The following is a 13,599-nucleotide window of genomic DNA, read 5'->3' on the forward strand; positions in this document are numbered from 1 at the left end:
TTGGCAGTGGTTGGGCGGCACTTTGGGGATATTTTTCCAAGGCACTTGAACGATCCCACAATATACCTCTCCTTAATTAATTTGATAGGATTGGATCAAATGCTATCGGATATAAAATCAGCAGTGAAAAATATAAAAATCAGCTGAACGCCGTATCTTTATTTAATCTTGCGGATGTTACCGGATGATATAGAGTGTAAAAAAAACAGCCCAAAAATTGGACTGTTTTCTTTTAATGGTGCCGACAATGAGACTTGAACTCATACGACCTAGGGTCACTACCCCCTCAAGATAGCGTGTCTACCAATTCCACCATGTCGGCATATACTTAAATTTTAGTCTTACTGCTGAGGTTGAGAACTTGCTACAGCAGGAGCCTGTTGTACCGGCTGAACATTTGCCGGCTGACTTTGCTGCACATTAGTAAAATCCAAACCATGCGAAGTTGAATTACTATAAATGTAAACCATTGCCATGCAGCTTGCAAAGAATACAGTTGCTGCAATCGCAGTACTTCGGCTTAAAAAGTTTGCATTACCACTTGAACCAAACACACCTTGTGCGCTACCGCTGCCAGAGCCGAAGGTTGCACCGGCATCAGCACCCTTACCTTGCTGCATCAATACCAAAATGATCACAGATAAGGCTGCAAAGATGTTGATAATCCAAATAATGGTTTTAAATGCTTCCATAAATTTCTACGATTCTTGTGCGGCATTGATGATTGAAGTAAATGAATCATATGCCAAAGATGCGCCGCCAACCAAAGCGCCATCCACATAGGGTACGGCAAAAATATCGGTGGCGTTATTGGCATTCACACTACCGCCGTAAAGAACGCGAATCTTAGCATCATTACCGTGCATTGACAAGATCTGTTCATAAATAAATTGATGCATTTCTGCAATCTGCTCTACCGTAGCCACTTTACCGGTACCAATTGCCCATACCGGTTCATAAGCTACTGCTATGTGCTTAGTATCCAAACCTTCCAAAACACTCAATTGATGGGCAATCACTTCTTTCTCTTTACCGGCCTCCCGCTCTTCCAAGCTCTCACCTACGCATAACAGCGGAAGTAAGCCGACATTCAATACATTTTCGATTTTCTGACGTTGTATTTCATTTTTTTCACCGAAATACAAACTTCTCTCAGAATGGCCGATTAATACGATATCAACACCAATATCAGCCATCATTTCGGCAGATACTTCCCCTGTGTAAGCACCATTGCCCGCAAAGCGGCTGACGTCTTGAGCACAAGTCAAAATCCGGTTATTCAGCACTATTTGCATAGCATTATGCAGTTGCAGCAAATAAACAGTTGGCGCTGCCAAGCCGATACATACCCGGTCAACTTGAGGCAAAATACGGAAACGGTGCATCAAGGCATTATTGTTCTGTAAACGGCCGTTCATTTTCCAATTGCCGATAACCCATTTTTGATTCCACAAACTTTCCATAACAAATATCCCAAATGACCTTGGCGCACTTTATATAAAAAATAGTAGCTAAGAAAATAAATCACACACGCACATATAATAATTCGCTACCCAACACAAACAAGTGTTACAAACGATAAACATTAATGACTAGCTTTATTTTCCAACTATATTTTTAAAGAATTACAGCTGATTTTAATGTAGGCAAGTGTAGTAAATTATGAATAAATTAGCAATACTGTTGCGGTATCTATGATATTTGCTCCGAGTTAAAAGCTGCAAGCATGCAATATCCCCTTCTCTGCCTATATTTGCTTGACCCGAAACACTGAAACAGCAACAATTATACCGCTTTGATTTCCAGTTATTTCAAACCTTTAAACCATGCATGAAATCCATCTTACCCACGGCAACAAAGAAGCTATTTACCAACAGTTATTACCACAAATCGAAAGCCTGATCAGCGAAGAGCCGAGCTTGATTGCCAATTTGGCCAATATTGCTGCGGTTTTAAAAACAGCCTTCGACTGGCTCTGGGTAGGTTTTTACCTAGAAGACGCACAACGGCATGAGCTTGTACTGGGCCCGTTCCAAGGCCCTGTGGCATGTACGCGCATCCCGTATGGTCGTGGGGTATGCGGGCAAGCGTGGGCTGGCCGAAAAACCATTGTTGTCAGTGATGTTAATGTCTACCCCGATCATATTGCCTGCTCCTCCCTTTCCCAATCGGAAATTGTCGTTCCTATTTTTGATACGCAACATGACAGCCTAATCGCCGTATTGGATGTTGATGCCGACACTCTAAACCGATTCGATGATACCGACTCCGCCTACCTCGGCAAATTAGCTGCACTGATTGCCCAACAGCACAGCAAAAGCGAAACAACCGATACTATTAAAGCAGACGTAAAACCATTATAATCGCGCATAACCTATAAAACACCCGAATAACACAATATAGCGGAGCAAAAAATGAATTTCGAAAAAGCACGTTTCAATATGGTAGAACAACAAATCCGTCCATGGGACGTGTTGGACTTCGACATTTTAGATGCCTTGAGTGAGATTCCCCGTGAAGCCTTTGTGAGCGAATCCCACAAGCCCTATGCTTATTCTGATACGGCTCTCCCTTTACCCAACGGCGGCAGTATGCTTGAGCCTAAAATCGTTGCACGTATGATCCAAGGTTTGGATTTGACACCGCTGGACAAAGTTTTGGAGGTCGGCACCGGTTCGGGCTATGCTACCGCCGTTTTACGCAAAATGGCAGGAGAGGTTGTTACAATTGACATCGACGCCGAACAACAAGCCCGCGCCAAAGAAGTGTTAGATGGATTAGCGTTGAACAATATTACCTATCAAATCGGTGACGGCCTAAGCGGAGAAGCAGGCGGTTCACCATTTGATGCCATTTACATCGGTGGTGCGGTTAATAGTGTACCCGAAATCTTAAAACAACAATTAAAAGACGGTGGCCGAATGGTAGTCGTTACAGGCGATGCCCCCGTGCAACGAGCCCGCCTGATTATTCGTAAAGGTGATAAATTTACCGAAGCCACTTTATTTGATACTTTGATTCCGAAATTATCAAGTAAAACTGACGCTCCGGCAGATAAATTCAGTTTTTAAGCCTGAGCCTAAACAAAATACCAAAGCAAATTTAAGAGGCCGTCTGAAAATTTTCAGACGGCCTTTTCGTTAAATAACAGTTATCCAGCCTATATACTTAACTGATTTCAGGCCCAATTACCACATGTGTAAGTCATGTCACCAAATCTCAGACTATAATGGCTACTTACACCCACTATATAAAAATGAAAGATTATGAAACAACTATACAGCTTTAGCGCACAAGATTCTTCAGGGCAAACCATCAACATGACGGACTATGAAGACAAGGTTTTGCTGATCGTTAACACTGCCACACGTTGCGGTTTAACTCCGCAATACCAAGAATTGCAGGCTCTATATAACCGCTATGCAGATCAAGGTTTTGAAATTCTAGATTTCCCCTGCAACCAATTTCGCACACAAGCTCCCGAAGCAAGCGGAGAAATTGCACAAATATGTCAAACAAAATTCGGCACCAAATTCAAAATATTCGACAAAGTCGAAGTCAATGGCACCAACACGCACCCTATTTACCGCTACCTGAAATCTCAGAAACCTCACGATAAAGGCGGCTTAAAATTTAAAGACTTGCTACTCAAGCTGGCTGCGTTGGGAACAAAACAGGAAAATGGTGACATCAAATGGAATTTCACAAAATTTCTAGTCAATCGAAAAGGCGAGGTGATCGAACGTTTTGCTCCCAGTATGCCTCCAAGTGAAATTGCACCATATATAGAGGCTCTGCTATAACTCGAATATCCTAGCCGTCTGAAATCTATTTAAGAAATAAAATTTTCAGACGGCATAAATACCCCCTATTTTTAACCAAAGCTTATCGAAATAATTTTTAAACAATATACCCATAAACCGACCTATCCACCCCCTCTCAACCCATCATACCGGCTCGATTCTTAATCAACATAGCTCTCTAAAAATAGCGATTATTTGCTATAATCAGCTTTCAGACGGCTGTTATACAAAGCCGTCTGAAAAAAATCCTACTATATTTCGCCGTACCTGCCTGAAACCCTAACCATGCGCATGAAAACCGTGTGCATCATTAGTGTTTTAGCGGTACGGCATCAACCGAAAGGAACAATATGTTCAATAAACACGTAAAAACCTTCCAATATGGTAACCAAACCGTTACCTTGGAAACCGGCGAAATTGCACGTCAAGCCGCCTCAGCCGTTAAGGTATCAATGGGCGATACCGTTGTTTTGGTTGCCGTAACCGCTGCCAAAGAGGTCAAAGCCGGACAAGATTTCTTCCCGCTTACCGTTGATTATCTGGAACGCACCTATGCAGCCGGCAAAATCCCCGGAGGCTTCTTCAAACGCGAAGGCAAACAAAGCGAAAAAGAAATCCTAACCAGCCGCCTAATCGACCGCCCCATCCGCCCATTATTCCCCGAAGGTTTCTACCATGACATCCAAATCGTTGCCATGGTTGTTTCCGTTGATCCGGAAATCGATTCCGATATCCCCGCGATGATTGGTGCATCTGCCGCCTTGGTATTGAGCGGCGTACCTTTTGCCGGACCTATCGGCGCCGCACGCGTAGGCTATATCAACGACCAATATGTATTAAACCCGACTAAAACCCAATTAGCCCAATCTAAAATGGACTTAGTCGTAGCCGGCACACAAAAAGCCGTTTTGATGGTGGAGTCGGAAGCACAAGAATTACCTGAAAGCGTTATGCTTGGTGCCGTTGTTTTCGGTCACGAACAAATGCAGGCAGCCATCACCGCCATTAATGAACTGGCAGATGAAGTAAATCCGGAAGTATGGGATTGGAAAGCTCCGGAAACCAACGAGGCCTTGGTTAGCCAAATCCGTGAAATTGCCGGTAATGCCATTAGTGAGGCATTTAAAATCCGCCAAAAACAAGCCCGCAGCGCCAAGCTAGATGAAGCATGGAATGCCGTAAAAGAAGCCTTGATTACCGAAGAAACCGATACCCTGACAGCAAATCAAATCAAAGGCATCTTTAAACAATTGGAAGCCGATGTAGTACGCAGCCAAATTCTTGACGGCCAACCCCGTATTGATGGCCGCGATACCCGTACCGTACGTCCGATTAATATCCAAACCAACGTATTGCCGCGCACCCACGGTTCCGCTCTGTTTACCCGTGGCGAAACCCAAGCATTGGCAATCGCTACTCTCGGCACATCACGCGATGAGCAAATTATCGATGCCTTAAGCGGTGAATATACCGACCGCTTCATGTTGCACTATAACTTCCCGCCTTACTCAACCGGCGAAGTAGGCCGTATGGGCGCTCCCAAACGCCGTGAAATAGGACACGGCCGCTTGGCAAAACGCGCCTTAGTTGCAGTATTACCCTCACCCGAAGAGTTCAGCTACACCATGCGCGTGGTATCAGAGATTACCGAGTCTAACGGTTCTTCATCTATGGCTTCCGTATGCGGCGGCTGCCTGAGCTTGCTGTCAGCCGGCGTACCGCTGAAGGCTCATGTAGCCGGTATCGCCATGGGCTTGATTTTAGAAGGTAACAAATTCGCCGTTCTAACCGATATTCTCGGTGATGAAGACCACCTCGGCGATATGGATTTCAAAGTAGCCGGCACAACCAATGGTGTCACTGCCCTGCAAATGGATATTAAAATCCAAGGCATTACCAAAGAAATCATGCAAATTGCTTTGGAACAAGCCAAAGAAGCACGTTTCCATATTCTCGGCCAAATGAAAGAAGCAGTAGAAGGCCCCCAAGAGCTGTCGCAACACGCTCCCCGTCTGTTTACAATGAAGATCAACCAAGACAAGATTCGTGATGTCATCGGCAAAGGCGGGGAAACCATCCGTGCTCTAACTGCCGAAACCGGTACTGAGATCAACATTGCAGAAGACGGTACCATTACCATTGCCGCTACCACGCAAGAAGCGGGAGATGCCGCAAAACGCCGTATTGAAGCCATCACAGCCGAAGTAGAAGTTGGCAAAGTATATGAAGGCACCGTAGTTAAACTGCTGGATAACAATGTTGGCGCTATCGTTTCTGTGATGCCGGGTAAAGACGGTTTGGTACACATCAGCCAAATCGCACATGAACGCGTGAAAAACGTAAGCGATTATCTTCAAGTAGGCCAAACCGTTCAAGTGAAAGCTTTGGAAGTAGACGATCGCGGTCGCGTGCGCCTATCTATGAAGGCTTTGATTGAAGCCCCCGAACGAGAAGAGCGTCAAACTGAAGCAGAATAAATTCTGCCACGGCTTGTTACAAGGCCTCTCTCAACAGGATCATACCAAAGTAAACTGCACTACCGGACAATCCGATAGTGCAGTTTTTATATCCACAACCGCTCGGCACACTGGTTTCAACCCTACTTCCCACCCAGATCAACTGATCGACTATTTATCTTCTTAAACCTGATTCAGAACTGCTTATTTGCTAATTAATCTACAACAAATTTTCATGTAAGAAAAAGCCACTCTTTTATCTTGAAAAGTAATTTGATGCCGCTTCCCTACGAAGATTTCATAAGTTTGTTACTGCATAATCAAATAGCACTCGCCGTATTTTCTCATCATTTCTTATACATATATGATCTTCACAAAAATCTCATCAGGCTGATTTGAATAAAATTTGGGGCTGTATTAGATTGGCAGTTATGTTACCCTTTAAAAATGAAGATAACACACTGTAAACTATCTAAAAAATTACAAAAAAAGTTGCTTGAATTTTTTGTACTTGAGGTAACCGCCCGTTCTGCTGCCAATTTATTGGATATTAACCCCAATTCAGCAGCTCTGTTTTACCGTAAAATTCGCCAAGTCATTGCCTATCATTTAGAGCTTCAAGCTGATGAAATCTTTGATGGTTCAATCGAGCTTGATGAGAGTTATTTTGGTGGACAACGAAAAGGCAAACGCGGTCGCGGAGCGGCTGGGAAAGTAGCGGTATTTGGTATTTTGAAACGTCAAGGCAAGGTTTATACTGTTGTCGTTAAAAATACCAAACAAGATACTTTACTACCTGTTATTAAACGAAAAATAATGCCTGATAGCATTGTTTATACGGACTATTACAAAAGCTATGATGTGCTAGATGTGAGTGAATTTACGCATCACAGAATCAATCATTCAGAGCTTTTTGTCGACCGTCAAAACCATATCAACGGTATTGAAAACTTCTGGAATCAGGCAAAGCGCGTTCTACGAAAGTACAATGGAATTGACCGAAAATCTTTCCCTTTATTCTTGAAAGAATGCGAATTTCGTTTTAACTTTGGTACACCAAAAGAGCAACTTAAAATTTTGCGAATTTGGTGTGATATTTAAGGCTAATCTAATACAGCCCCTAAAATTTTATCATTTGAAATAATTAGGCGGCCTTAAACAATATCCGCTATTGAAATGTATTTTTTCAGACGGCCTGAGCCTACCTTTAATCAATAGCCATATGTTTTATTACGCAAACATAAATCAACCAATCTACTTTGCTTCCCAACTTTTTCAGAAATATCTTATCTCTATCTACATATCAAGAACTAAAGGCACTATTGTTATGACTACCCCAAAGCAGATACATTCCCCGCTCTTTAAATAGCAATGCTAATCCAGCACACCCTTCCCTCACACTGCACAACAACACTACAATCCGAGCAGTATATTTCACTTAATAATACAAAAAGAGCCTGCAAAGCAGGCTCTTTTTTAAGACTAACCGTATAGATTAGAATTTGTGACGCAGACCAACCAAACCAGCGGTAGTTTGGGTTTTGTTGTCACCGCTACCAGCTTTCAACCAACCAGCTGAAACCATAGCAGTGGTACGTTTAGAGAAATCGTAATCGGCACCCAAAACGATTTGGTCATATTTAGCAGCTTTACGCTCTGCATCAGTCAACTCTGCACCTTTAACTTTAAAGCCATGAGCATAAGATACACGAGGAGTCACATTACCGAAGCGGTAAGCAGCAGTAGCAGCAACTTCATGAGCTTTAATGCCAACAGAATTATCAGCTGCTGCATCATATTCTGAATCACTAGCTAAAGCAGCTAAGTAGCTATCGTAGCTATCCCAACCATTGGTGTATTGGTAGCCCAAACCAACAAACAGGTTGTTAGCATCATAGCCAGCTTCTACACGGTGAGCTTGGCCAGATTTGCTTTCACCGCTACCAGCGATATAAGCAGATTTTTTATAACCCACGCCATATTGAGCGAAGAAACCAGCATTTTCATAGTTCAAACCAGCGTAGTAGCCAGAAGTATCACTAGCTTCGTCATCACGACCAGTAGTTACACCCAAGCCACGAACTTCAGTACCATTATCACGTGGTGTATATTGTACATTACCGCTAAAACCAGCAAATACAGGTGAATCGTAACGTACAGATGTTACACGCTTACCAGTGCGAGTGAACATACCCAAGCCCAAGGCGTTATTATTGTATTCCCAGGGGTCAACAGTACCCATATCGTTCAATTGAGTGCTCAGTTTACCAGCACGTACTTTACCGAAGTTACCTTCCAAGCCGATGAAAGAATCACGACCAGCCCAAGTACCACCGCCAGCAACAGAAACATTGTTTTCAACTTGCCAAATAGCGTTCAGGCCAGAACCCAAGTGCTCGTGCCCTTTGAAACCGATACGCGAACCGAAGTCAGCAATTTGAGTAGTAGTGTCGCTTTTTTCAGAAACGCCATCTACAGTAACTTTAGTTTGAGCAACCTCAACACCGGCTTTGATTTGGCCGTACAGAATAACGTCAGCAGAAGCTGCCACAGGCAAAGCTGCCAGAGTCAAAGCAATCAGGGTTTTTTTCATTGCTGTATTCCTTTTCTATGTTTTAAGAAAACAAACTTAAATGGAGTGTATGAAATCCATCCAAGCTTTTGCATTCATCGCAACGTTAGCGATTTCATGTCTGCTAATATAATTGCTTCGTTGTAAAAAAACAAACTTTATCACCAGTTACCGCTCTATCAAGCTCCTAAAAGTGTAGGGTTTAACCTACACTTTTTTATAAAATACATAAAAATCAAAATATTAAAAAAATAACAAGGCATATGTGCAGGTTTACAACACTTAAATCGGATTTGTTGCAATTTTGTTAAGAGAGATCTGATTTAGGGCTTTCTAATATCTGTTGAAAACACTGAATTAGGCCGATTTCAGAGGCTTGAATAGGGTAATTTTACGGTATTTTAATGGTTATTTATATCTGTATCATTTGCCTAGGCATTCAATGCAATTAGCATGAAAGAGAGCTTTCTCTTTCTTAATTTAATAACTCTCCACCCAATCTTGATGTATTTACAATAGTTACAAAATTAAAAACCATCTTCATTATGTGCGCATTTTATGAAAAATAAAAAGGCCGTCTGAAAATTCAGACGGCCTTTCCTATACTTAAAATACAGTATTTATGAATTAGTTTTTATCCAAATCAACTAATTTATTTTGAGCAATCCACGGCATCATGCCGCGCAACTGCTTACCTACCACCTCGATCGGATGTTCGGCATTAATGCGGCGGCGAGCCGTCATGGCAGGATAATTTGCCGCACCCTCTTGGATAAACATTTTTGCGTATTCGCCGGTTTGAATACGTTTCAAGGCCTTACGCATGGCATCTTTGGTTGCAGCAGTCACCACCTCGGGGCCGGTTACATATTCGCCGTATTCCGCATTATTGGAAATAGAATAGTTCATATTTGCAATGCCTCCCTCATACATCAGGTCGACAATCAATTTCAGCTCATGCAAGCATTCAAAATAAGCCATTTCGGGTGCGTAACCGGCTTCAACCAGGGTTTCAAAACCGCATTTCACAAGCTCAACTGCGCCACCGCATAATACGGCTTGCTCACCGAACAAATCGGTTTCGGTTTCTTCACGGAAATTGGTTTCGATTACACCGCCTTTAGTTCCGCCATTGGCGGCTGCGTAAGACAAGGCAATATCACGGGCTTTGCCTGATTTATCTTGATAAACGGCAATCAAAGTCGGAACACCGCCGCCTTTTTTGTACTCACTACGCACAGTGTGACCCGGCCCTTTAGGAGCAATCATAATAACGTCTAAGTCTTCACGAGGTACGATTTGGTTGTAATGCACGTTAAAACCATGTGCAAACGCCAATACGGCACCTTGTTTCAAATTGGCTTCAATCTCATTTTTGTAAACGAACGGCTGATTTTCATCCGGCAGCAAGATCATCACTACGTCGGCTGCTTTGGTTGCCTCGGCAACGCTCAATACTTTGTGACCCGCTGCCTCGGCTTTTTTCCATGAGCTGCCCGGGCGTAGACCAATCACTACATTGACCCCCGAATCTTTCAGATTCGCCGCATGCGCATGTCCTTGAGAGCCGTAACCGATAATAGCAACGGTTTTACCTTTAATCAGGGAGAGGTCTGCATCTTTATCGTAAAATACTTGCATGTTTACATTCCTTATGAATGATGGATGAGGGATTATCCGGTTTATTTTTAAATCGGTAGGCTGGATATATCACCTTAACCTACCTCTTGCTATTTCAAAACTTCAATACCAACAAATAATATACTTATATATAAGTATACGGTTGTTAATTTTTCAGACGGCCTAAATCTACTTTTAAAGTTTTAAAGCCGTCTGAAAACATCAGACTTTTAAAATCCGTTCACCGCGCCCAATACCTGCAGCACCCGTACGAACAGTTTCGAGAATCAGGCTTTTATTGATGGTTTCTAAAAACGCATCAAGTTTATCGCTTGTACCCGTTACTTCAACCGTATAACTTTTATCAGTAACATCTACTATATGTCCCCGATAAATTTCGGCCAACCGTAATATTTCATCACGGTCTTTACCTACTGCACGGATTTTTACCAACATCAGCTCGCGCTCGACAAAACGACTTTCATTCAAATCAACTACTTTCACCACTTCAATCAGTTTATTGAGCTGTTTGGTTATCTGCTCTATCACGGCATCATCACCGTGAGTAACAATAGTCATGCGGGAAAGTGTTTTATCTTCGGTAGCTGCAACAGAAAGTGAATCGATATTATAGTCGCGGGCAGAAAACAATCCGACCACCCTACTCATCGCACCCGATTCGTTTTCCAATAGGATAGATAAGATGTGTCTCATGGTACGCTCCTTGTATCGTAATCACGATCGTTTACATCGTTTACATCACTATCTTGCGGTGTTTCACGCATATGCGGCGGCAGTACCATTTCATCTAAGCCTTTACCGTTACCTACCATCGGGAAAACATTTTGTTTTTTATCGGTAATGAAATCCATGAATACGAAACGATCTTTTAGTGCCAATGCCTCACGCAATGCACCTTCTACATCCGAAGCTTTTTCGATACGCATACCTATATGACCATAGGCTTCGGCCAATTTGACAAAATCGGGAAGAGAATCGAAATAGGTTTCTGATTCACGATTACTGTAATAAAGCTCCTGCCATTGGCGCACCATTCCCAAGTAACCGTTATTCAAGCAAATGGTTTTAATAGGCAGCTTGTATTGCAAGCAAGTAGAAAGCTCTTGGATATTCATCTGAATAGAACCTTCGCCGGTAATACAGCAAACATCTTTGCTCGGATCGGCAAGATAAGCCCCCATTGCGTAAGGCAAACCTACGCCCATCGTACCCAAACCGCCTGAATTCAACCATTGGCGCGGCCGGATAAACGGATAATATTGCGCAGTAAACATTTGATGTTGGCCGACATCCGAGGTGATAATGGCTTCGTTATTGGTTATCTCCGCCAATGTTTGTATCACCATTTGCGGCAATATGATATCTCCCTCCATCTGAGGAATGCGCAAACAGTGGCGACTACGCCAAGATTCGACCGTTTCCCACCATTTACCCAGCAGCGCCTCATTAAATGACAGCTCCTGCTTTTTCCAAATACCGATCATTTCACGCAAAACATTTTTCACGTCGCCCACAATCGGAATATCAGCTTTCACGCGCTTGGAAATACTTGAAGGATCGATATCGATATGGATAATTTTTTTAGGCTTCTCCGTAAACTTTGCCGGCACTGATACTACACGGTCATCAAACCGCGCACCTACTGCTAATACGATATCCGCATTATGCATAGCAAGGTTGGCCTCATAGGTACCGTGCATGCCGAGCATGCCGAGAAACTGTTTGTTTGTAGAAGGATAAGCTCCCAAACCCATCAGCGTACCGGTACAAGGTGCTCCCGTAAGCTGTACGAACTCCACCAACTCTTCTGAGGCATTACCTAACACAGCACCGCCGCCGAAATAAATAAGCGGACGCTTGGCGGCAGCCAACATTTGAATGGCTTTTTTAATCTGACCGGTATGACCGTGAGTAACCGGTTGGTAAGAGCGGATAAAGATATCTTCCTGCGGATAACTGAATTTTGCCATTGCCTGGGTGACATCTTTGGCAATATCAATTACTACCGGCCCCGGCCGCCCCGTTTTAGCAATTTGAAACGCTTTTTTAACCGTTTCCGCCAATTCGTGGATACTGGTTACCAAAAAGTTATGTTTCACACACGGACGTGACACACCAATCATATCAATTTCTTGAAAGGCATCCGAACCGATAGCAGGCGTTCCCACCTGGCCGGAAATCACCACAAGCGGAATCGAATCCGCATAAGCAGTAGCGATACCAGTAATCGCATTAGTAGCACCGGGGCCGGAAGTGACCAATGCCACGCCAACTTTTCCGCTGGTTCGTGCATAAGCATCGGCGGCATGTACCGCTGCCTGTTCATGGCGTACTAAAATATGCTGGAATTTATTAAGTTGGAAAAGCGCGTCGTAAATTTCAAGAACTGCGCCGCCAGGATAACCGAAAACGTATTCAACGCCCTCGGCCTTGAGACTTTGCACAAGGATTTGCGCACCTGATAATTGCATGGTTACCTCTTTTGTGTTGCGCGTAAACCAATAGGAACCGCCGGTTTCGCCACCGCACCTGTAATGCTATTTTCACAGGCAGCGATTTAGGGTACGCGCACTGCAAAAATCCGGCGACAACCAAGCAACCCAATCAATTGACTTAGACGCTTGAGAGTTTATCGAGTAAAGAAAAGATACAATAACTGAAAGCTCAATACCAAGCAAGGTAAAAACTTTCATAATTTAACACAAATTATTCATAAAGCAATTAACCTATGATTCTTAAAAGAAAAACAAATATAATTACAGCCGATACTTAAGATATTAAACAACAAATCAAATGTGAAGATAATAAAAAAGCAGCCCCACCGGCTGCTTTTTCAAATCACAATTTTGGCGCACCCAACAGGGATCGAACCTGTGGCCTCCAGCTTCGGAAACTGACGCTCTTCCAACTGAGCTATGGGTGCATATAAGCTGACTATTATTGCATAATGTACAAATAAGCACAATATTTTAACGATCCGCTCTTCCTACCCTGGCTATTCTCCCTTTTTTTCTACATGAGGCTCAATCAGCCTTTTCCCTACAAATCGACCGTTTTTTGAGCTAAACTAAACTTTAAAGATTGGAAAGACACCGCGAATTCAGTATAATCCAGCAAATTATTGTTA

At 43.1% G+C, this 13,599-nt stretch carries 11 protein-coding genes and 2 tRNA genes; 5 read left to right on the forward strand and 8 right to left on the reverse strand.

The window, feature by feature from the left end; translation table 11 throughout:
- Positions 1–236: 236 nt before the first annotated feature.
- The 3 genes from LVJ86_RS09000 to tpiA all read right to left on the reverse strand — a co-directional run bounded on the left by LVJ86_RS09000 (position 237) and on the right by tpiA (position 1,463).
- A tRNA-Leu gene (locus LVJ86_RS09000) sits at positions 237–322 on the reverse strand.
- Between the two features lie 19 nt (positions 323–341).
- Positions 342–692, reverse strand: a complete 351-nt coding sequence (secG, locus tag LVJ86_RS09005) for a preprotein translocase subunit SecG (RefSeq protein ID WP_047761862.1) — start codon at positions 690–692, stop codon at positions 342–344.
- A gap of 6 nt (positions 693–698) precedes the next feature.
- The gene (gene tpiA / locus LVJ86_RS09010) at positions 699–1,463 is read right to left on the reverse strand and encodes a triose-phosphate isomerase (protein WP_047761861.1); all 765 of its coding nucleotides are present in this window, start codon (positions 1,461–1,463) and stop codon (positions 699–701) included.
- A 363-nt stretch (positions 1,464–1,826) separates the two neighbouring features.
- Here tpiA and LVJ86_RS09015 point away from each other — a divergent pair, with 363 nt between their 5' ends.
- The 5 genes from LVJ86_RS09015 to LVJ86_RS09035 all read left to right on the forward strand — a co-directional run bounded on the left by LVJ86_RS09015 (position 1,827) and on the right by LVJ86_RS09035 (position 7,360).
- Positions 1,827–2,363 (forward strand): GAF domain-containing protein, encoded by a 537-nt coding sequence (locus LVJ86_RS09015; protein WP_047761860.1) that lies wholly within the window; start codon positions 1,827–1,829, stop codon positions 2,361–2,363.
- A gap of 51 nt (positions 2,364–2,414) precedes the next feature.
- The gene (locus tag LVJ86_RS09020) at positions 2,415–3,071 is read left to right on the forward strand and encodes a protein-L-isoaspartate O-methyltransferase family protein (RefSeq protein WP_047761859.1); all 657 of its coding nucleotides are present in this window, start codon (positions 2,415–2,417) and stop codon (positions 3,069–3,071) included.
- A gap of 195 nt (positions 3,072–3,266) precedes the next feature.
- The gene (locus LVJ86_RS09025) at positions 3,267–3,803 is read left to right on the forward strand and encodes a glutathione peroxidase (protein WP_047761858.1); all 537 of its coding nucleotides are present in this window, start codon (positions 3,267–3,269) and stop codon (positions 3,801–3,803) included.
- Positions 3,804–4,153: 350 nt separating this feature from the next.
- The gene (pnp, locus tag LVJ86_RS09030) at positions 4,154–6,280 is read left to right on the forward strand and encodes a polyribonucleotide nucleotidyltransferase (RefSeq protein ID WP_047761857.1); all 2,127 of its coding nucleotides are present in this window, start codon (positions 4,154–4,156) and stop codon (positions 6,278–6,280) included.
- A gap of 426 nt (positions 6,281–6,706) precedes the next feature.
- Entirely contained in the window at positions 6,707–7,360 is a 654-nt protein-coding gene (locus LVJ86_RS09035) for an IS1595 family transposase (RefSeq protein ID WP_244702552.1), read from the forward strand.
- Between the two features lie 394 nt (positions 7,361–7,754).
- On the opposite strand, the gene porB is transcribed toward LVJ86_RS09035, so the two are convergent.
- The 5 genes from porB to LVJ86_RS09060 form a co-directional block, all read right to left on the reverse strand.
- On the reverse strand, positions 7,755–8,852 hold the full coding sequence (gene porB / locus LVJ86_RS09040; protein ID WP_047761374.1) for a trimeric porin PorB: 1,098 nt from the start codon (positions 8,850–8,852) through the stop codon (positions 7,755–7,757).
- 606 nt (positions 8,853–9,458) lie between these two features.
- Positions 9,459–10,472, reverse strand: coding sequence for a ketol-acid reductoisomerase (ilvC, locus tag LVJ86_RS09045; protein ID WP_047761375.1), 1,014 nt, complete (start codon positions 10,470–10,472; stop codon positions 9,459–9,461).
- Between the two features lie 201 nt (positions 10,473–10,673).
- On the reverse strand, positions 10,674–11,165 hold the full coding sequence (ilvN, locus tag LVJ86_RS09050; protein ID WP_047761376.1) for an acetolactate synthase small subunit: 492 nt from the start codon (positions 11,163–11,165) through the stop codon (positions 10,674–10,676).
- A complete protein-coding gene (gene ilvB, locus LVJ86_RS09055; RefSeq protein WP_047761377.1) occupies positions 11,162–12,943 on the reverse strand; it encodes a biosynthetic-type acetolactate synthase large subunit in 1,782 nt (593 codons plus the stop codon). Before ilvB ends, ilvN begins: the two co-directional genes overlap by 4 nt.
- A 376-nt stretch (positions 12,944–13,319) precedes the next feature.
- Positions 13,320–13,395: transfer RNA gene (locus LVJ86_RS09060), tRNA-Arg, on the reverse strand.
- Positions 13,396–13,599 lie beyond the last annotated feature (204 nt).

The sequence above is a fragment of the Neisseria arctica genome (genome assembly GCF_022870905.1).
Lineage (GTDB): Bacteria > Pseudomonadota > Gammaproteobacteria > Burkholderiales > Neisseriaceae > Neisseria > Neisseria arctica.